Consider the following 18467-nt stretch of genomic DNA (forward strand, 5'->3'; position numbering starts at 1 on the left):
TTGCCATTATACTGGCATCAAGATCAATGAGAAAGGCGGATGCCAAATGGCAAACGAGATTTTATCGGCCAAGGGGCTGACCAAGCGGTACGGGCACCACCTGGCGGTGGATCACGCCGACCTGTCCATTACCCAGGGGCAGATTTACGGCCTGGTGGGCCGCAACGGGGCGGGCAAGACCACCATCATCCGGATGGTGACGGCCCAGACGGCCCCCACCGAGGGGGAGCTCTCCCTGTTCGGCGAGACGGGGGAGAAGGCCCTGTCCAGGGCCCGGGCCCGCACCGGGGCCATGGTGGAGACCCCCAGCTTCTACCCCTACCTGACGGCGAAGCAGAACCTGGAGTACTACCGCCTCCAGCGGGGCATCCCCGGCAGGCGGGTGGTGGACGAGGTGCTGGAGGAGGTGGATCTGGCCTCCACGGGGAAGAAGACCTTCAAGAACTTCTCCCTGGGTATGAAGCAGCGGCTGGGCCTGGCCCTGGCGCTGATGAACCGGCCCGACTTCCTGCTGCTGGACGAGCCCATCAACGGCCTGGATCCGGAGGGCATTGTGGAGTTCCGCAACCTGCTGCTCCAGCTCAACCGGGAGCGGCAGACCACCATCCTCATCTCCAGCCACATCCTGTCCGAGCTGGGCAACCTTGCCACCTGCTACGGCTTTATCGACAACGGCCGCATGTTGGAGCAGATTACCGCCAAGGCCCTGGAGGAGAAGTGCCGGGCCTGCATCGAGGCAAAGGTGGACAACGCCTCCCAGGCGGCCCTGGTGCTGGAGCAGCAGCTGGGCATCCGGGACTACGAGGTGCTGCCCGGCAACGTGCTGCGCATCTACAGCAGCCTGGACGCCCCCCAGCGGGTGACCCAGGCCCTGGTGGAGGGCGGCGTGGCCCTCCAGGGCATCGAGAGCCGGGGGGCCAACCTGGAGGACTACTTCCTGGCCATGATCGGGGGTGTCCGCCATGCGTAACTATCTGACTGCCGAGTGCTACAAGACCTTCCGCCGGAAGTATTTCTACATCGTCCTGGCGGTCTGCCTGGGCCTGGAGCTGGTGCTGCTGGGGTGCTGCTGGCTGACCTTGAGCTGGGGGAACCCCAATGTCACCTTTTCCTCCACGGCGGTGCTGGTACCCTTCCTGCTGGGCATGGGGCTGTGCGCCCCGCTGATCACCGGCGACATCGTCTTTTCCGACCAGTACAAGCACAACACCCTGAAAAACGAGGTATCCTACGGGGTGCCCCGGGCGCGCATCTACCTGGGCAAGCTGGCGGTGACCGCTCTGGTCTCCGTGCTCGCCGCCCTGGCCATGCTGGGCCTCTATCTGGGGGGCTGCTGGCTCCTGTTCCCCCACGCCGCCGGTGACGGCCAGACCTGGGCCCTGGTGGGCTACTGCCTGGCGGGAGCCTTCCCCCTGTGGCTGGCGGGGCTGGCCGTGGTCAACGCCTGCTACTTCCTCATCCGTTCCAACACCATCGCCGCCTTCACAGGCGTGGGTATTCTGCTGCTGGTCTCTCAGATTTTCCAGCTGCTGGGCCTGCTGATCCACCCCGTATTTGAGGTGATCCGGCAGTTCATGCCCAACGTCATGGTGGACTCCCTGGCCAACATGGCCTTCCAGTGGAATTACGTGGGCCTGTGCTGGCTCTCCGGGCTGGTGTGGTTTGCGGCGGCCACAGCCATCGGCCTGCTGGCCTTCCGGCGGAAAGAGATCAGATAGGGGGCGGCGGAATGAGAGCCTATCTGACCGCCGAGTGGGGCAAGGCCGTGGCCCGGCCCTACTACCGGATCTACCTGGCCGTCATGGCAGCCCTGGCCGCCGCCCTGGCCCTGATCTGGTGGTGGACGGGGCGGGAGGGCATGTTCCAGGGCTCCTTCGGGGAGTGCCTGTCCCTGCTGATCCCCTTCTTCTCGGCGGGCATCTACCTGGCCGTGATAGTGGCCGACGCGGTGTTTTCCGACCAGTACAAGGCGGGCACCCTGAAAAACGAGGTGTCCTACGGACTGCCCCGTGTACGCATCTACCTGGGCAAGCTGCTCACCGCCGCCGCGGCTGGCCTGCTGCTGGTGTTTCTCACCCTGCTGGCCTACGCGGTGCTGTGCCGGCTGTTTATCCCCGCCGGGCCGGAGGACTGGCAGGCCGTCCAGACCTTCCTGTTCCGCCTGCTCGCCGCCCTGCCCCTGTGGCTGGGGGCCCTGTCCCTCACCATGGCGGCCATGTTCAACATCGCCCACACCGTCCCCATGCTGGCGGTGGTGCTGGTGTGCCTGAGCGGGCTGGGGCCGGTGTTCCGCGGACTTGCGGGGCTGGGGCCGGACTGGCTGTCGGCCCTGGCGGAGGCGCTCTACCGTCTCACCCTCACCGCCCCCATGGATCTGGGCGCCGTGTCCCTGTGGGATCCGGCCTACCTGCTCTGGTGCTGGGGGGTGGGCCTGCTGTGGTCGGCGGGCAGCACCGCCGTCGGCCTGGCCCTGTTCGCCCGGCGGGATATTCACTGAAAAGAGAGAAGGGGAGACCGTGCTCAACTACATCAAGGCGGAGCTGTGGAAGGTCTCCCGGCGGCAGGTGTTCTACATCCTGCTGGCGCTCCTGGTGCTCTGCACCGCCGTGTTCACCGGTACCAGCAGCCTGAAGGGCTTCCCCAGCCTGGCCGCCGCCGTGTCCAACACCATGATCACCGGTTTCCTCGCCGCCCCGCTGCTGGTGCAACTGGTGGACGGCGGCGGGGCGGACACCCTGAAAAACGAGCTGTCCTTCGGCCTGAGCCGGGGGCGCATCTACTGGGGCAAGCTGTGTGCATCCTGCTCCTGGGGGCGGGGATCTGCGCGCTGCTGGTGGGGGAGCCTGCTGGCTGGCTGGCTCCTCCTGCCCCACGGGGCGGCGGGGAGGCGGCGTGGGCCCTGAGCGTGGTGGGCTTCTGCCTGCTGGGGCCCTGCCCGTGTGGTGCGGCCTGTTCGCCATGTGCCACACCCTGGCCCTGCTGGTGCGCAGCACTGCCGCCTGGGTGGCGGGGTACTACCTGACCTTCTTTGTGGGCCAGCCCATTCTGGTGTTTCTTGCCATGCTCCTGTTCAACGTCTACGAGGCCACCGAGACCTTCAGCCTGGTGACGGCCATCCTCATGCCCTACTCCCTGCTGATGCCCGCCGTGCTGGAGGACTGGCTCACCAGCCAGTATCAGCTGTGGTGCTGGGGGGTGGGGCTGGGCTGGCTGGCCGCCGCCACCGGGGTGGGTATGCTGATGTTCACCCGGAAAAACGTGCGGTAGGGGCGCTGCCCGGCTGTGTGCCGCCCAATCCCAAGACGAGGGGGGATTCCCGCTGTGCTGATCTTATGTATTCTTTTGGCCCTGGCCTGCATAGGCCTGGGCTTTTGGGCGTGGGCTCAGCGGCGCTCCCTCCGGTCGGCGGCCCGGCAGCTCCGGGCCCTGGAGGAGAACCAGAGCGGCTCCCGGGTGCGCCTGGCGGTGCCCAACGGGTCGGCGGAGGCCCTGCTGGACGAGGTCAACCGCCTGCTGGAGCTGCGCCAGGCCGACCAGTCCGCCTACCGCCAGCGGGAGAAGGCCCTGCGCCAGCAGATCGCCAACGTCTCCCACGATCTCCGCACGCCGCTGACCTCCATCCTGGGCTACCTCCAGCTGCTGGACGACCCCGGGCTTGCCGAGGAGGAGCGAAAGGAGTACCTGTCGGTGGTGGAGAGCCGAGCCAGGGCCCTCCAGAGCCTGATCACCAGCTTCTACGACCTGTCCCGGCTGGAGGGGGGCGAGTACCCCCTCCGGCGGGAGCCGGTGGAGCTGCGGGCCACCCTGGCCGGCCTGCTGGCCTCCTTTTACAGCGACTTCACCGACAAGGGCTTCGACATGGATGTGGAGCTGGCCGAGAACCTGCCCCCGGTGTGGGGGGATCCGGCGGCGGTGCTGCGGGTGTACACCAACCTGATCCGCAACGCCCTGGATCACGGGGAGGGGCGCATGTCCATCCGCCTGTACCTGGAAAAGGGGCGGGTGGTGAGCCGCTTCGCCAACCAGACCCGGGAGCTGACGGCGGAGGACGTGCCCCACGTGTTCGACCGCTTCTTCACCTCCGACAAGATGCGCACCGGCCGCAACACCGGCCTGGGGCTGGCTATCGTCAAGGCCCTGGCCGATCAGATGGGCTGCCGTCTGGAGGCCGCCCTGGAGGAGGACACCTTCTGCATCGTCCTGTCCTGGCCCGCCGTCCGGGAGATTAACGCCGCCGTATGAGACATAGGGCGGCGTTACTTTTTTCTTGACAAAAGGGGCGAAAGCTGATAATGTAATCGCGTTAAGACTGAGGGCTGGAAACCCTTGCGGCTGTAAGAGTTTCCTAAACCGGCCAGTCTTATTTTAATGTGGATGCATACTTTCCATATAGTAAGCTGGCTCAGACAGCAGAGAAGAAGAGGTTGAAGCTACATGGTAAAAATTGTACGGAAAAAGGTACTCAACCCCAGCGTGACCTTGCTGGAGGTGGAGGCCCCCCTGATCGCCAAGAAGGCCCGGGCGGGACAGTTCATCATCCTGCGCCTGGATGAGCAGGGGGAGCGGATCCCGCTGACCATCGCGGACTACGACCGCGAGAAGGGGACGGTCACGATTATCTTCCAGAAGGTGGGCCTGACCACCGAGCTGCTGGCCGATCTCAACGAGGGAGATTCCATCAAGGACTTCGTGGGCCCCCTGGGCCTGCCCACCGAGCTGCCCGAGGGCGCCAGGCGTGTGTGCGTGGTGGGCGGCGGCGTGGGCTGCGCCATCGCCTACCCCCAGGCCAAGACCTGCCACGCCGAGGGGCTGGAGGTGGACGTGATCGCCGGCTTCCGCTCCAAGGACATCGTGATCCTGGAGGACGAGTTCAAGTCCGTCAGCGACCACTGCTACATCATGACCGACGACGGCAGCTACGGGGAGCAGGGCTTCGTCACCGTCAAGCTCAAGGAGCTCATCGACTCCGGCGTCAAGTACGACGCGGTGATCGCCATCGGCCCCATCCCCATGATGAAATTCGTGTCCAAGACCACCGAGCCCTACGGCATCAAGACCATCGTCAGCCTGAACCCCATCATGATCGACGGCACCGGCATGTGCGGCGGCTGCCGGGTCACCGTGGGCGGCAAGATGAAGTTTGCCTGCGTGGACGGCCCCGACTTCGACGGCCACGAGGTGGATTTTGATGAGCTGATGAACCGCAACGCGGTCTACCGCGCCCAGGAGGCCGAGGAGAAGGAGCGGCACGCCTGCCGCCTTGACCAGCTGGCCCATGAGATGATGGATCACTAAAGGAAGGGAGCCGAGAGCAATGCCGAATATGAGTCTGAAGAAGGTTCCCATGCCGGAACAGGATCCCAACGTCCGCAACCACAACTTCCAGGAGGTCTCCCTGGGCTACACCAAGGAGATGGCCATGGAGGAGGCCACCCGCTGCCTCAACTGCAAGAACAAGCCCTGCGTGGGCGGTTGCCCCGTGAATATCCGCATCCCTGAGTTCATCGCCAAGGTGGCCGAGGGGGACTTCCAGGCGGCCTACGACATCATCTCCGACACCAATGCCCTGCCCAGCGTCAGCGGCCGCGTCTGCCCCCAGGAGAGCCAGTGCGAGGCCCGCTGCGTCCGCGCCATCAAGGGCGAGCCGGTGGCCATCGGCCGGCTGGAGCGCTTTGTGGCCGACTGGTACCGGGAGAACGTGAACGCCATGCCCGCCAAGCCCCAGACCAACGGCATCCGCGTGGCGGTGGTGGGCTCCGGCCCGGCCAGCCTGACCTGCGCCAGCGATCTGGCCAAGCTGGGCTATGAGGTGACCATCTTCGAGGCCTTCCATACCGCCGGCGGCGTGCTGGTGTACGGCATCCCGGAGTTCCGCCTGCCCAAGGCCATCGTGCAGAACGAGGTGGACAAGCTCTCCGCCCTGGGGGTGGATCTGGAGACCGACATGGTCATCGGCAAGACCTACGACATCGATGAGATGTTTGCCGAGGGCTACGAGGCCGTGTTCATCGGCTCCGGCGCCGGCCTGCCCATGTTCATGGGCATCGAGGGCGAGACCCTGGCGGGCGTGTACTCCGCCAACGAGTACCTGACCCGCATCAACCTGATGAAGGCCTACCGGGAGGGGTACGACACCCCGCTGAAGATCTCCGGCTCCGCCGCTATCATCGGCGGCGGCAACGTGGCCATGGACGCCGCCCGCTGTGCCAAGCGCATGGGCGCCGAGCACGTGTACGTGCTCTATCGCCGGGACGAGGAGGAGATGCCCGCCCGGAAGGAGGAGGTTCACCACGCCAAGGAGGAGGGCATCGAGTTCATGCTCCTCACCAACCCGGTGAAGGTGCTGGATGACGGCAGCGGCCGGGTGGGCGGCCTGGAGTGCGTGAAGATGCGCCTGGCGGCCCCCGATGAGAGCGGCCGCCGCGCCCCCAAGGTGGTGGAGGGCTCCAACTTCCGCCTGGACGTGGACACCGTGGTTATGAGTCTGGGCACCAGCCCCAATCCCCTGATCCGCTCCACCACCCCCGGCCTGGAGACCAACAAGAAGGGCTGCCTGCTGGTGAACGAGGAGACCATGGAGACCACCCGGGAGGGCGTGTACGCCGGCGGCGACGCGGTCACCGGCGCGGCCACCGTGATCCTGGCCATGGGCGCCGGCAAGAAGGCCGCCGAGTCCATGGACAAGTACCTGAAGGCCAAGCACGGCAAGTAACAGAACAGAAACAGAGCGGCCGTCTCCCGCAGGAGACGGCCGCTTTTTAATGGATTTTTACTTGGTGCCGAAGATCCGGTCGCCGGCGTCGCCCAGGCCGGGGACGATGTAGCCGTGGTCGTTGAGCTTCTCGTCCAAGGCGGCGCAGTAGATATCCACGTCGGGGTGGTCGTGATGCACCCGCTCGATGCCCTCGGGGGCGGCGATGATGTTCATCAGCTTGATGTGCTTGACCTCATAGTTCTTGATGAACTGGATGGCCGCGGAGGCGGAGCCGCCGGTGGCCAGCATGGGATCGAGGATGATCACATCCCGCTCGGCGATGTCGGTGGGCATTTTGCAGTAGTACTCCACCGGCTCCAGGGTGTCGGGATCCCGGTACAGGCCGATGTGGCCCACCTTGACGGAGGGGATCAGGGTGAGGATGCCGTCCACCATGCCCAAGCCGGCCCGGAGGACGGGGACGATGGCCAGCTTCTTGCCGGCGATCATCTTGAACTTGGCGGTGGTGATGGGGGTCTTGATCTCCACCTCCTCCAGAGGCAGATCCCGGGTGGCCTCATAGCACATGAGGGTGGCGATCTCGGAGACGACCTCCCGGAAGTCCTTGACGCCGGTGTTCTCATCCCGCAGGATGGAGAGCTTGTGCTGGAGCAGCGGATGATCCAGAATGTGTACTTTTTCCATGTCCATGGCTCATTCCCCTTTGTTTCGTTCTTTTTCCAGCCGCTCCCGTTCCGCCTGGGAGAGCCGGTGGTATTCGGGCACCAGAGAGGCCGCGTCGGTGAGGCGGCCCGACCGGGCCAGCTCCAGAGCGCACCGGGCGACGCCCCAGGCGCTCTGCTGCCGCAGGTGGGGCGGCGCCAGCCGGACATCCAGCCCCAGTTCCTTGCAAGTAGTATAGCATAAAACCGCGCCGTCTCCAACCAGAATTTGCGGCTTTCCCCGGTTTTTTAACTCCTCCGCCAGCGCGTCCAGGCCGATGGCCCGGTCGGGGGTGAGCCGCTCCAGTCCCTCTCCGGTGCCCAGGAACCGGGCGTTGTACACCTGATTCCGCCGGGCGTCCATGACGGCGCAGATGTCCATGCCCATGTGGGCCACGCCCCAGGCCATGGATTCCAGGGTGGAACAGGCGGCGCAGGGCTTGCTGCCCGGCCAGGCCAGCCCCTTGGCGGCGGCCACGCCGATGCGCACCCCGGTGAAGGAGCCCGGGCCGGCGGCCACGGCGACGACGTCCACCTGCTCCAGGGAGGCGCCGCACTGCTCCAGCAGGGCGGCGGCCATGGGCAGCAGAGTGACGGAGTGGGTCAGGCCGTTGTCCTGGAAGGACTGGGCGATCAGGTTCTCGTCCTCGCACAGGGCCGCCGAGCAGGCCACGGCGGAGGACTCCAGGGCCAGGATTTTCACAGCTTGCTCACCCCCGCAATGGTAATGACGCGCTCCTGGTCGGAGGCCCCCCGGCGGATATCCACCCGCACGGCGTCCTCCTCCAGCGCATCGGCGATGTTCTCGCTCCACTCCACGGCGCATACGCCCCCCCGGCGGAGATAGTCCTCCCAGCCGATGTCAAACAGCTCGTCGGCGGAGCCCAGGCGGTACATATCGAAGTGGAACAGGGGCAGCCGGCCCCCCTCGTACTCGTTGACGATGGTGAAGGTGGGGCTGGTGATCCGGTCGGGGATACCCAGGCCCCGGGCCAGCCCCCGGGTGAAGGCGGTCTTGCCCGCCCCCAGATCCCCGGTAAAGGCCACCACCGCGCCGGGCTCCAGTTGTTCCGCCAGCCGGGCGCCGATGTCCTCGGTGTCCTCCGGCGAATGGGATAGCAGTTCCATGGCTCACCTCTTAAATGTGAAGATTCTGACAAGATTATAACACACCTGTTTACCAAACGCAAAAAAGATGGTAAACTAAAATAACATTGCGGTATTTGCGAAAAAATGGTAAGGAGGCGGGGACTTGTCCTGGCTTCGAGATTCCATCCGGGCCTTCCTGGAGCGGGGCGACCGGCTGCTGCTGGCTCTCTGCCTGCTGGCCAGCGGATTTGGCCTGGTGCTTATCTACAGCGCCACCCGGTACATGGACGCCGCCGCGGGGATGCGCTGCATGGTCATCCAGGCGGCGGGCATCCTGCTGGGTGTGCTGGCCTATATTCTCCTGTCCTCGGTGGACATTGAACTGTTTACGGAAAAATCCTGGAAATGGCTCCTGCTCTTCGGCGTGTTCATCAACCTGCTCCTGCTGACCCCGCTGGGAACCGGCGGGGAGGAGACGGGCAACAACAGCTGGCTGCACATCCCCGGCTGCCCGGTGAACCTCCAGCCGGCGGAGCTGGCCAAGCTCACCTTTGTACTGCTGCTGGCCTGGCAGATGAAGAAGCTGGGAGAGAGGGGGAGCATCAGCCGCCCCACGTCGGTGTTCTCCATCGCCGGGCACACGCTGGTGATGCTCGGCCTGATTGTGGCCACCTCCGGCGATTTCGGCATGGCCCTGACCTATGCCGTCATCTTTGTGGTGGTGGCCTGGGCCGGGGGTGTGAAAAAGCGGTGGTTTCTTCTGGCTGTCGTGGTGTGCGTCGTGGGGCTGCTGCTGATCTGGCCGTATATCAAAGACCGCTACTTCATGAGGCGGTTCATTGTGGTGTTTGACCACCTGACCGGCAACCCGGATACCCTGTATGACCAGACCCGGGACACGGGCTTCCAGCAGACCCGCAGCATCCTGGCCATCGGCAGCGGCGGCCTGTTCGGCATGGGCTACCTCAACGGCACCCAGACCCAGAGCACCTCGGAGCAGTCCCTCCCCGCCCGGCACACCGACGAGATCTTCGCCGTCTGCGGGGAGGAGTTCGGCCTGGTGGGCTGCGTGCTGCTGCTGTGCCTGCTGGGGGCCATCATCCTGCGGTGCATCTGGGTGTCCCGGCGGGCCAGCTCCCCCCAGAGCGCCCTCATCGCCATGGGCTACGCCGGCATGCTCACCGCCCAGGTGGCGGTCAATGTGGGCATGTGTCTCTACGTGTTCCCGGTGGTGGGCCTGACCCTGCCCTTCATCAGCTACGGCGGCACCTCCATCGTCACCATGTTTGCCGCCATGGGCATTGTCTCCAGCATCAAGATGCGCTCCCTGCCCAGCTGGCTGCGGGATCGCAGCAGGCTGTAGCCCCGGCGTCGAAAGAGGAGATAGGCCTCCTTTGAAATTCAGGAAAAAACTTGATATTCCTATAGAAATAGTATAGAATAGGAATGGAATCAAGTGGATATCCTGAGCTTCAAAGGAGGCATATTTTATGGTGAAATTACAGAAGGCGGCCATCGTCGGCTGCGGCTTTGTGGGGGCCAGCATCGCCTTTGCCCTCATGCAGGACGGCATTTTCTCCGAGCTGGTGCTCATCGACGCCAACCGGGACAAGGCGGAGGGAGAGGCCATGGATCTCTCCCACGGCCTGCCCTTTGCCCGGCCCATGGACATCCGGGCGGGGGACTACGACGACGTGGCGGACTGCGCCCTGGTGATCATCACCGCCGGGGCGGGGCAGAAGCCGGGGGAGACCCGGCTGGATCTGGTTCACAAGAACGTGGAGATCCTCCGGGGCATCGTGCCGGAGATCGCCAAACGGAACCGGGAGGCCATCCTGCTGGTGGTGTCCAACCCGGTGGATGTGCTCACCTGGGCGGCGTGGAAGCTGTCCGGCTACCCGGCCAACCGGGTGCTGGGCTCGGGCACGGTGCTGGACACAGCCCGGCTCAAGTACCTGCTGGGGGAGCGGCTGGGGGTGGACAGCCGCAGCGTCCACGCCTTCATCATCGGCGAGCACGGCGACAGCGAGCTGGCGGTGTGGAGCGGGGCCAACGTGTCCGGCATCCCCCTGGATCACTTCTGCGAGCTGCGGGGCTATTACGAGCACGACAAGGCCGACGAGTGGCTCCAGCGGGAGGTGCGGGACAGCGCCTACGAGATCATCCGCCGCAAGGGGGCCACCTACTACGGTGTGGCCATGGCGGTGACCCGCATTGCCCACGCCATCGTGCGGGACGAGCACTCGGTGCTCCCGGTGTCCAATCTGCTCCAGGGCCAGTACGGCATTGACGGCCTGTGCATGAGCATACCCGCCGTGGTGGGGCGGAACGGGGTGGAGGACACCCTGGAGATCCCCCTCTCCCCGGCGGAGCGGGAGGCCCTGGCCGCCTCCGCCGCCACCCTGCGGCAGGTGGCGGACGGGCTGGCGCTGTAGCCACCTCAGACGGCCTGGAGCTGCCTGCGGAACAGGGCGCGGAACAGCCGGCGCACCAGGGGCCCGCAAAAGAACACCTGCCAGCACAGGGCCATGGGGAAGTTGCGCACAATGGTCTGGAGCCAGACGGAGAGGAACTCCGCGCTGAACCCGGAGAAGAGCACCGTGGCCCACAGGCTCATGGCGGGGCACATGAGGGCCACCGTCACCCCCGCCCGCACCAGGGTGACCAGGATGGGCCTGTCCGCCCCGGGACTTACCTGGGCGAAGGCGATGCGCTGGGCCAGGGGATCCAGGAAGAAAAAGCTCATCACAAAGCAGATGGGCAGCATGATGCGCAGCTCCAGCAGCGCGGGGAGCCAGCAGGCGTTGGACATCCCGCCCAGGCGGAAGGCGGTGTTGTACAGCTCCATGGCCAGCACCATGAAAAAGCACATGAGGGCGGCGAACACTACTTCCTGAAATTTGGTTCTCGGCATACAAGCAACTCCCTTTCCAAAATAGAGAGCGGTGCCCGGCACGTAAACTGGTCTTACGTGCCGGGCACCGCTCGTTCCGCTTTATTTTACCACCGCCGGACGCGGGGCGCAAGGAGTTTTTCCGTCAGGGGATTATCAGCCAGGCCACTATCTGGGTGCCGTCAGCGGGCGGCCAGCTGTCATAGGCCACACTCATGGCAAGCTGCCAGGTGTCCGTAAAAATCTGATGCTCGGCGGCCAGCTTCCCGTCCTGGACGGCGGGGGCTTCCTCCATCTCCACCGGCTGCCCGTTCACCAGGGCAGTGGTACTGCCAGGAGTCAGAACAATGGTACGCCCCGGTAGGTCATGGCAGCGGTCTGGGCCTCATTGTCCCAGATACACTCCACCCCCAGCCCTTCGCACAGGGCGCGGACAGGGACGCTGTAGCCGCTGCTCTCCGATCCGGTAGCGAACATGCCTCCGGAGGCGCCGACTACCTGCCCCCAGCTCAGCAAGGTGCCATCCGTTTTGCGGAACAGGAGCAGCGGTTCGGCCTCCCCGCCCCCTGCCGGGTAGGAGTATTCCATGTGCAGGGACAGGGGGCTGAGTGAAATGGAGGCCAAGGTGAGGGAGGCCCCGCCTTTGACGTTATTGGTGGTGCCGAAGCTGGTGCCATCGGCGTTGATCTCTAAAGAGAGGGGTTCCACGGAGGTTAGGGGAATATCCACATACAGGCCATCCTCCATAAAGCCCGCACGGAGCCGGAGGGCATAGGCGGGGCCCATCTCATGCGTACTCATCCCATAGGAGCGGGAGCTGTCGGTGCGCAGCAGTTCGTCCTCCCCATAGCCAAATCCGCACAAGGCGGCTTCCGGATTGGCAGTATCGCCCGAGAGTGTATAGAGATCAAAAGTGCTGATGTTCTCGAAATCGTCCGCCATGAGGGCGGCCCTTGCCTCATCGGTCTTGGCCTCCACCGTCACCAGCAGGTAGGCCGAGCGGGTGTCCGCCACCGAGCTGGTGACGGACAGGGTGTAGTTGTCATCGCTGACGGAGTATGTCTCATGGTTCACGTAGTCATCGGCGGGGGTATTATCCCCCTCAAAGTAGAAGTCCAGCACGTTCCACTGGCCGGCGGCGGCCAGTGCCGTCCCCGCCAGCAGGCCCACCACGGCGGCGGCGGCCGCCGCGAAGCGGATTTTCTGTCTCATATAGGTTCTCCTTTCCGAGGGGACGGCGTTCAGCGCGGCGTTGACCCGCCGCTTGACCGCCGCCGGGTCGGCCTGGGGGCAGGCCCCGCCCAGGGGCACCACGTCGTCCCACAGCGCCTGCATCCGGTCTCTCACGCCTCCACCCCTCCTTTCGTCAGGATATCCCGCAGGGCCTTCCGCCCCCGGAACAGCCGCTGCTTGGCGGCGGCCTGGGTCAGGCCCAAGGCCCGGGCGATGTCCTTGAGTTTGTCTCCGTAGTGGTAATAGCGCAGGAACAGGGTGCGGTCGGGCTCGTCCAGCCCCTCTACCGCGTCCCACAGCCGGGCGGCCCACTCCCGGCGCTCCGCCTCGTCCTGGGGATCCACGCCTCCGGGGGCGGCGGCGTTCTCCGGCAGGGGGACGGCCTCCCTGTGGGTGCGCAGCCAGTCCGCGGCCTTGTTCCGGGCCACCGCCCCCAGCCAGGGCCGCAGGCCCTGCTCCGGCTCCAGCTCCCCGGCGTGGGCCCACAGGGCCAGAAACACGTCGGCGGTCAGCTCCTCTACGTCCTCCCGGGTGCCCCGCCCGGCGAGCACCCGCACCACCACGGCGCTCACATAGGGGGTGAAGCGGTCGATGGCCCTCTCCAGCGCCAGGCGGCTGCCCTGCCGGAGCTTTTTCGCCAGTGTAACCTCGTCCAGCCTGTCCCCCTCCTCTCCAAGAACCGGTTCTATCAGTATATACGAAGCGGAGACGGTTTGGTTACGAAATCGGGCAAAAAAATTCCCCGAGGCGTTGGCCTCGGGGAATTGAAGAAGCTCAGTGCAGGTCGGGCAGGGCGGCCAGCAGGCCGTCCACGTCCTCCTGGGAGGTGTGGAAGCAGGTGACGAAGCGCACCACGGTGTGGGTTTCGTCGTAGGGGCACCAGTCCTCGTAGTCGCAGACCACGTCGATCTGGGGCTTCACGTCGTTGGGGACGGTGGCAAAGACCTGGTTGGTGGGGGACTCCACCCACAGCGTCCAGCCCTTGGCCTTCAGGCCGTCCTGGAGGCGGGCGGCCATCTCGTTGGCGTGGCGGGCCATCTGGAAGTAGAGGTCATCGGTGAACAGGGCCTGGAACATGACGCCCTGGATCCAGCCCTTCTCCATCACCGCGCCCATGCGCTTCTTCATGCGGAAGAACCCGTCGGTGAGTTCGGGGCGGGTGATCACCAGCGCCTCGCCGAACATGGCGCCATTCTTGGTGCCGCCGATGTAGAAGGCGTCGCACAGATGGGCGAACTCCGGCAGGGTCAGGTCGTTGGCGTCAGAGGTGAGGGCGGCCCCCAGCCGTGCGCCGTCCACGAAGAGCAGCAGGCCCAGCTCCTGGCAGCGCCGGTACAGGGCGGTGAGCTCCGCCTTGGTGTACACCGTGCCGTTCTCGGTGGCGTTGGAGATATAGACCAGGCCAGGCTTGGTCAGGTGGGGATCCTGGTGCCGCTCCACCACGGGGTTCAGCATATCCGGGGTGATCTTGCCGTCGCCCCCCACGGTCACGGGGAGAATCTTGTGGCCGGTGGCCTCAAAGGCGCCCACCTCGTGGCCGTTCAGGTGGCCGGAGTCGGGGCAGATGGCCGCCTCCCAGGGCTTGAGCAGGAAGGAGCAGGCCACCACGTTGGTCTGGGTGCCGCCCACCAGGAACTCCACCATGGCGTCGGGGCAGCCGCACACCTCCCGGATCCGGTCTTTGGCCTTTGCGGTGTAGCCGTCGTCGCCGTAGCCCCAGTTGCCCTCCAGGTTCACCGCGCACACCGCCTCCAGAACCTTGGGGTGGGCGCCGAAGGAGTAGTCGTTGCGGAACATGTACTTCATATGCGTGACCTCCTGATAAAATAAGGCGGGCGGCCGCGGGCTTCCCCCTGCACCATGGGCGCGTGGGGGCGGCCTGCGGTCGCCCGCCGTCGGAACGAGATTAGAACTTGAAGGAGTCCTTCAGACTCACCGAACGGTTGAACACCAGGTGCTCCGGGGAGGAGTCCCTGTTGTCCACGCAGAAGTAGCCCTGGCGGAGAAACTGGAAGGAGGCGGGGGCCTGTGCCCCGGCCAGACCGGCCTCCACCTTGGCGTGGGGGAGCACCTCCAGGGAATTGGGGTTGAGGCAGTCCAGGAAGTTCTTGTCCCCGCCGTCGGGGTCGGGGTCGGTGAACAGGTTGTCGTACAGCCGCACCTCGGCGTCCACGGCGGTGGCGGCGTCCACCCAGTGGATGGTGGCGCCCTTCACCTTGCGGCCGTCGGCGGGGTCACCGCCCCGGCTGTCCGGATCATAGGTGGCCAGGATCTCCACCACATTGCCGTCGGCGTCCTTGACGCAGCCGGTGCATTTGATCACATAGGCGCCCTTCAGGCGGCACTCGGGGCCGTCGGGATAGAGGCGCTTGTACTTGGGCACCGGGGTCTCCAGGAAGTCCTCGGCCTCCACGTACAGGGTGCGGGAGAAAGCCACCTCCCGGCTGCCGTCCTCGGGCCGGTTGGGGTTGTTCTCCACGGTGAAGGTCTCGCTCTGCCCCTCGGGGTAGTTAGTGAGGGTCAGCTTGACCGGGCGGAGCACCGCCATGCGCCGCTGGGCGGTCTCGTTCAGATCCTCCCGCAGGCAGTGCTCCAGGAAGGCGAACTCCACGGTGGAGGCGGCCTTGCTCACGCCGTTGCGCTCGGAGAAGTTGCGGATGGAACGGGGGGTGTAGCCCCGGCGGCGCAGGCCGCACAGGGTGGGCATGCGGGGGTCGTCCCAGCCGGACACCCGGTTCTCCTCCACCAGCTGGCGCAGCTTGCGCTTGCTCATGACGGTGTAGTTGATGCCCAGACGGGCAAACTCGATCTGCCGGGGCTTGGCGGGGACGGAGCAGTTGGCGATCACCCAGTCGTACAGGGGGCGGTGATCCTCAAACTCCAGGGAGCACAGGGAGTGGGTGATGCCCTCGATGGCATCCTCCAGGGGGTGGGCGAAGTCGTACATGGGGTAGATGCACCACTTGTCCCCCTGCCGGTGGTGATGCATGTGGTTGATGCGGTAGATCACCGGATCCCGCATGTTGAAGTTGCCGCTGGCCAGGTCGATCTTGGCCCGCAGGGTGTATTTGCCGTTGGGGAACTCACCGGCCCGCATCCGGGCGAAGAGATCCAGGGACTCCTCAATGGGCCGGTCCCGCCAGGGGGAGCGGGCGGGGGTATTCACGTCGCCCCGGTACTCCTTGAACTCCTCGGGGGTGAGCTCGCACACGTAGGCCAGGCCCTTCCTGATGAGCTCCACCGCGTAGCCGTACATCTGCTCAAAATAGTCGGAGGCGAAGTAGAAGCGGTCGCCCCAGTCGTAGCCCAGCCAGTGGATATCCTCCTGGATGGCCTCCACGTACTCCACGTCCTCCTTGGTGGGGTTGGTGTCGTCCATGCGCAGGTTGCACAATCCGCCGTACTTCTCGGCGGTGCCGAAGTCCACGAAGATCGCCTTGGCATGGCCGATGTGCAGGTAGCCGTTGGGCTCCGGGGGGAACCGGGTGTGGACGGTCATGCCCTGGAACTGACCACCCTGGGCGATGTCCTCGTCGATGAAATCATGGATGAAGTTCTGCGTCATGGTGGTGTTCCGCTCTTCTGGCATGTTGATTCACTCCTTATTCTTGCTTCTTGATACGAACCAATATTGTACTCTGAAAACGGCAAAAAAGCAAGAGAGACGGTTGGTTCCGCGGGTATTTTTTCCGCCGGGACGGCGAAAACTGCATAAAGGGGGGCGGGGAAAGGGGAGAGCGCCCCGGCGAGTTGCCACAAAGTGGACAAAACCGCCGGGAACCCCCTTGACAGCGGGCGGCCCGGCGGGATATACTTGGGACAATCGTTGTGAACAAAGGCGTTCCGACCCGGAGGGCGGAGCGCCTTCATTTGTAAGAAGAAAGGGGCACCGGCCAATGGTGGTCTACAACAAAGAGGACATCATCCGTATTGTAAAGGAGGAGGAGATTGAGTTCATCCGCCTCCAGTTCACCGACATCTTCGGCATGCTGAAAAACGTGGCCATCACCGCCTCCCAGATTGAGAAGGCGGTCAACAACCAGTGCATGTTCGACGGCTCCTCCATCGAGGGCTTCGTCCGCATCGACGAGTCCGACCAGTACCTCTATCCCGACCTCAAGAGCTTCCGCATCTTCCCCTGGCGGCCCAGCCACGGCAAGGTGGCCCGGCTCATCTGCGACGTGTACAACACCGACGGCACCCCCTTCGTGGGCGACCCCCGGTATGTGCTCAAGAGAGTGATCGAGAAGGCCAACGCCATGGGCTTTGACCGCTTCAATGTGGGCCCCGAGGCGGAGTTCTTCCTGTTCCAGACCGACGACGAGGGCAAGCCCACCACCAAGACCAACGACGAGGCGGGCTACTTCGACCTGGGCCCCCTGGATCACGGGGAGTCCACCCGGCGGGAGATCTGCATGGCCCTGGAGCAGATGGAGTTCGAGATCGAGGCCAGCCACCACGAGTGCGCCCAGGGCCAGCACGAGATCGACTTCAAGTACGCCGAGGCCCTCCATGCCGCCGACAACATCATGACCTTCAAGCTGGCGGTGAAGACCCTGGCCCAGCGCAACGGCCTCCACGCCACCTTCATGCCCAAGCCCATCTTCGGGGTGGCCGGCTCTGGTATGCATACCAACATGTCCCTGTTCCGGGACGGCAGGAACGTGTTCTACGATCCCAACGATCCCAAGGGCCTGTCCAGGGAGGCGTACAGCTTCATCGCCGGCCTGCTCCACCACATGCGGGGCATGGCCGCCATCACCAACCCCCTGGTCAACTCCTACAAGCGGCTGGTGCCGGGCTACGAGGCCCCCTGCTACCTGGCCTGGTCGGCCTCCAACCGCTCCGCCCTGATTCGGATTCCCGCCAGCCGCGGGCAGGGCACCCGGGTGGAGCTGCGCTCCCCCGACCCGGCCTGCAACCCCTATCTGGCCTTCGCCGTCTGCCTGGCCGCCGGCCTGGACGGCATTGAGAAGGGCATGACCCCGCCGGCGGAGATCACCGAGAACATCTATGCCATGGATGACGCCGCCCGAAAGGCCCACGGCATCGAGAGCCTGCCCGGCTCCCTGGAGGAGGCCCTCCACGCCCTGGAGGACGACCAGCTGATCCTGGACGCCCTGGGCGAGCACGTGGCCGCCAACTACCTGGCCGGCAAGTGGCGGGAGTGGGACGAGTACCGCACCCGGGTGTCCTCCTGGGAGCGGGAGAAGTATATCATCAACTATTAAGCGCCATGGAGACGGTGGTGGTGGCCTTCGCCGGCGAGCAGAACGGCCGCCGGGTGAAGGAGATTCTGGAGAGCGCCGGCGCGGCCTCCTGTCTGCTCTGCCGTTCCGCTGACCAGGTTCGGCGACTGGTGAGCCAGCAGCGCATCACCACCGTGGTCTGCGGCTACAAGTTCCCGGACGGCACGGCGGAGGAGCTGGCGGAGGATCTGTACGATACCTGCAACGTGCTGGTGGTGGCATCCCAGGGCCTGCTGGATCTGATCCAGAACGAGGCCCTGTTCCGCCTGCCCGCCCCCGCCACCCGGCGGGAGCTGGTGGTGTCGGTGCAGATGCTCCTGCGCATGGGGGAGCGGCTGGGCCGCCTCCGGCCTCCCCGGCGGAGTGCCGGGGAGCAGGCCCTGATCGACCGGGCCAAGGAGCGGCTGATGGCCCGCCATGCCCTGTCGGAGGAGGAGGCCTACCGCATGCTCCGACGCCGGAGCATGGACGGGCGCCTCAGCCTGGCGGACACCGCCCGGCAGGTGCTGGAAGAGGAATAGTGCAAACGGAGACCGCCCGCTGCCCTTGCAGCGGGCGGTTTTGGTACCCGCCGCCCCGGACGGCTC

General features: G+C 65.3%; 21 protein-coding genes. 12 read left to right on the forward strand and 9 right to left on the reverse strand.

Features of this window, described 5'->3' with window-relative positions; all coding sequences use genetic code 11:
- Positions 1–46 precede the first annotated feature (46 nt).
- From B5E42_RS02205 to gltA, 8 genes are all read left to right on the forward strand, one after another.
- The gene (locus B5E42_RS02205) at positions 47–970 is read left to right on the forward strand and encodes an ABC transporter ATP-binding protein (RefSeq protein WP_087236449.1); all 924 of its coding nucleotides are present in this window, start codon (positions 47–49) and stop codon (positions 968–970) included.
- Positions 963–1718 (forward strand): ABC transporter permease, encoded by a 756-nt coding sequence (locus tag B5E42_RS02210; RefSeq protein ID WP_087236451.1) that lies wholly within the window; start codon positions 963–965, stop codon positions 1716–1718. The genes B5E42_RS02205 and B5E42_RS02210 overlap by 8 nt, the downstream gene beginning before the upstream one ends.
- 11 nt (positions 1719–1729) lie before the next feature.
- Complete coding sequence (locus B5E42_RS02215; RefSeq protein ID WP_087236454.1) at positions 1730–2497, forward strand: ABC transporter permease; 768 nt, start codon at positions 1730–1732, stop codon at positions 2495–2497.
- 19 nt (positions 2498–2516) lie between these two features.
- Entirely contained in the window at positions 2517–2903 is a 387-nt protein-coding gene (locus tag B5E42_RS19440; RefSeq protein WP_242966985.1) for a hypothetical protein, read from the forward strand.
- Positions 2893–3267 carry a hypothetical protein gene (locus B5E42_RS19445; RefSeq protein WP_242966986.1) on the forward strand — a complete coding sequence of 125 codons (375 nt, stop codon included), beginning with the start codon at positions 2893–2895 and terminating at the stop codon, positions 3265–3267. Before B5E42_RS19440 ends, B5E42_RS19445 begins: the two co-directional genes overlap by 11 nt.
- 54 nt (positions 3268–3321) lie before the next feature.
- The gene (locus tag B5E42_RS02225) at positions 3322–4242 is read left to right on the forward strand and encodes a HAMP domain-containing sensor histidine kinase (protein WP_087236457.1); all 921 of its coding nucleotides are present in this window, start codon (positions 3322–3324) and stop codon (positions 4240–4242) included.
- A gap of 192 nt (positions 4243–4434) precedes the next feature.
- Positions 4435–5295: a sulfide/dihydroorotate dehydrogenase-like FAD/NAD-binding protein gene (locus tag B5E42_RS02230; RefSeq protein ID WP_087236459.1), complete on the forward strand. Its 861-nt coding sequence runs from the start codon at positions 4435–4437 to the stop codon at positions 5293–5295.
- Between the two features lie 19 nt (positions 5296–5314).
- Entirely contained in the window at positions 5315–6712 is a 1398-nt protein-coding gene (gene gltA, locus B5E42_RS02235) for an NADPH-dependent glutamate synthase (RefSeq protein ID WP_087236461.1), read from the forward strand.
- Positions 6713–6769: 57 nt separating this feature from the next.
- On the opposite strand, the gene upp is transcribed toward gltA, so the two are convergent.
- Genes upp through tsaE form a run of 3 tightly spaced genes read right to left on the reverse strand, consistent with a single transcriptional unit; the run spans position 6770 to position 8544 of the window.
- Positions 6770–7399, reverse strand: a complete 630-nt coding sequence (gene upp, locus B5E42_RS02240; RefSeq protein WP_087236641.1) for a uracil phosphoribosyltransferase — start codon at positions 7397–7399, stop codon at positions 6770–6772.
- 9 nt (positions 7400–7408) lie between these two features.
- Positions 7409–8119, reverse strand: a complete 711-nt coding sequence (gene tsaB / locus B5E42_RS02245) for a tRNA (adenosine(37)-N6)-threonylcarbamoyltransferase complex dimerization subunit type 1 TsaB (RefSeq protein WP_087236463.1) — start codon at positions 8117–8119, stop codon at positions 7409–7411.
- Positions 8116–8544, reverse strand: a complete 429-nt coding sequence (gene tsaE / locus B5E42_RS02250; RefSeq protein ID WP_087236465.1) for a tRNA (adenosine(37)-N6)-threonylcarbamoyltransferase complex ATPase subunit type 1 TsaE — start codon at positions 8542–8544, stop codon at positions 8116–8118. Before tsaE ends, tsaB begins: the two co-directional genes overlap by 4 nt.
- Positions 8545–8668: 124 nt before the next feature.
- On the opposite strand from tsaE, the gene B5E42_RS02255 reads away from it, so the two are divergent.
- A complete protein-coding gene (locus B5E42_RS02255; RefSeq protein ID WP_087236467.1) occupies positions 8669–9868 on the forward strand; it encodes an FtsW/RodA/SpoVE family cell cycle protein in 1200 nt (399 codons plus the stop codon).
- Positions 9869–9995: 127 nt separating this feature from the next.
- Positions 9996–10940 carry an L-lactate dehydrogenase gene (locus B5E42_RS02260; RefSeq protein WP_087236469.1) on the forward strand — a complete coding sequence of 315 codons (945 nt, stop codon included), beginning with the start codon at positions 9996–9998 and terminating at the stop codon, positions 10938–10940.
- A gap of 5 nt (positions 10941–10945) precedes the next feature.
- On the opposite strand, the gene B5E42_RS02265 is transcribed toward B5E42_RS02260, so the two are convergent.
- The 6 genes from B5E42_RS02265 to B5E42_RS02285 all read right to left on the reverse strand — a co-directional run bounded on the left by B5E42_RS02265 (position 10946) and on the right by B5E42_RS02285 (position 16220).
- On the reverse strand, positions 10946–11419 hold the full coding sequence (locus tag B5E42_RS02265) for a DUF2798 domain-containing protein (protein WP_087236471.1): 474 nt from the start codon (positions 11417–11419) through the stop codon (positions 10946–10948).
- A 124-nt stretch (positions 11420–11543) separates the two neighbouring features.
- Positions 11544–11714, reverse strand: a complete 171-nt coding sequence (locus B5E42_RS19450; protein WP_242966987.1) for a hypothetical protein — start codon at positions 11712–11714, stop codon at positions 11544–11546.
- A 23-nt stretch (positions 11715–11737) separates the two neighbouring features.
- Positions 11738–12745, reverse strand: coding sequence for a DUF4179 domain-containing protein (locus tag B5E42_RS02270; RefSeq protein WP_242966988.1), 1008 nt, complete (start codon positions 12743–12745; stop codon positions 11738–11740).
- Positions 12742–13326 carry a sigma-70 family RNA polymerase sigma factor gene (locus B5E42_RS02275; RefSeq protein WP_343214171.1) on the reverse strand — a complete coding sequence of 195 codons (585 nt, stop codon included), beginning with the start codon at positions 13324–13326 and terminating at the stop codon, positions 12742–12744. The genes B5E42_RS02270 and B5E42_RS02275 overlap by 4 nt, the downstream gene beginning before the upstream one ends.
- 79 nt (positions 13327–13405) lie before the next feature.
- Positions 13406–14437 (reverse strand): aminotransferase class I/II-fold pyridoxal phosphate-dependent enzyme, encoded by a 1032-nt coding sequence (locus B5E42_RS02280; protein ID WP_087236476.1) that lies wholly within the window; start codon positions 14435–14437, stop codon positions 13406–13408.
- A gap of 100 nt (positions 14438–14537) precedes the next feature.
- Positions 14538–16220 carry a glutamine--tRNA ligase/YqeY domain fusion protein gene (locus tag B5E42_RS02285; RefSeq protein ID WP_087236478.1) on the reverse strand — a complete coding sequence of 561 codons (1683 nt, stop codon included), beginning with the start codon at positions 16218–16220 and terminating at the stop codon, positions 14538–14540.
- Positions 16221–16527: 307 nt separating this feature from the next.
- Here B5E42_RS02285 and glnA point away from each other — a divergent pair, with 307 nt between their 5' ends.
- The gene (gene glnA, locus B5E42_RS02290; RefSeq protein ID WP_087236480.1) at positions 16528–17862 is read left to right on the forward strand and encodes a type I glutamate--ammonia ligase; all 1335 of its coding nucleotides are present in this window, start codon (positions 16528–16530) and stop codon (positions 17860–17862) included.
- Between the two features lie 5 nt (positions 17863–17867).
- Entirely contained in the window at positions 17868–18401 is a 534-nt protein-coding gene (locus tag B5E42_RS02295; RefSeq protein WP_087236482.1) for an ANTAR domain-containing protein, read from the forward strand.
- Positions 18402–18467 lie beyond the last annotated feature (66 nt).

The sequence above is a fragment of the Flavonifractor sp. An10 genome (assembly GCF_002161215.1).
In the GTDB taxonomy this organism is placed as follows: domain Bacteria; phylum Bacillota; class Clostridia; order Oscillospirales; family Oscillospiraceae; genus Flavonifractor; species Flavonifractor avistercoris.

Coding starts and splice junctions, on each gene's coding strand:
- B5E42_RS02205 (WP_087236449.1), top strand. CDS start 47: ATGGCAAACGAGATTTTATCGGCCAAGGGGCTGACCAAGCGGTACGGG.
- B5E42_RS02280 (WP_087236476.1), bottom strand. CDS start 14,437: ATGAAGTACATGTTCCGCAACGACTACTCCTTCGGCGCCCACCCCAAG.
- upp (WP_087236641.1), bottom strand. CDS start 7,399: ATGGAAAAAGTACACATTCTGGATCATCCGCTGCTCCAGCACAAGCTC.
- B5E42_RS02260 (WP_087236469.1), top strand. CDS start 9,996: ATGGTGAAATTACAGAAGGCGGCCATCGTCGGCTGCGGCTTTGTGGGG.
- B5E42_RS02230 (WP_087236459.1), top strand. CDS start 4,435: ATGGTAAAAATTGTACGGAAAAAGGTACTCAACCCCAGCGTGACCTTG.
- gltA (WP_087236461.1), top strand. CDS start 5,315: ATGCCGAATATGAGTCTGAAGAAGGTTCCCATGCCGGAACAGGATCCC.
- B5E42_RS02295 (WP_087236482.1), top strand. CDS start 17,868: ATGGAGACGGTGGTGGTGGCCTTCGCCGGCGAGCAGAACGGCCGCCGG.
- tsaE (WP_087236465.1), bottom strand. CDS start 8,544: ATGGAACTGCTATCCCATTCGCCGGAGGACACCGAGGACATCGGCGCC.
- B5E42_RS02285 (WP_087236478.1), bottom strand. CDS start 16,220: ATGCCAGAAGAGCGGAACACCACCATGACGCAGAACTTCATCCATGAT.
- glnA (WP_087236480.1), top strand. CDS start 16,528: ATGGTGGTCTACAACAAAGAGGACATCATCCGTATTGTAAAGGAGGAG.
- B5E42_RS02210 (WP_087236451.1), top strand. CDS start 963: ATGCGTAACTATCTGACTGCCGAGTGCTACAAGACCTTCCGCCGGAAG.
- B5E42_RS02215 (WP_087236454.1), top strand. CDS start 1,730: ATGAGAGCCTATCTGACCGCCGAGTGGGGCAAGGCCGTGGCCCGGCCC.
- B5E42_RS02265 (WP_087236471.1), bottom strand. CDS start 11,419: ATGCCGAGAACCAAATTTCAGGAAGTAGTGTTCGCCGCCCTCATGTGC.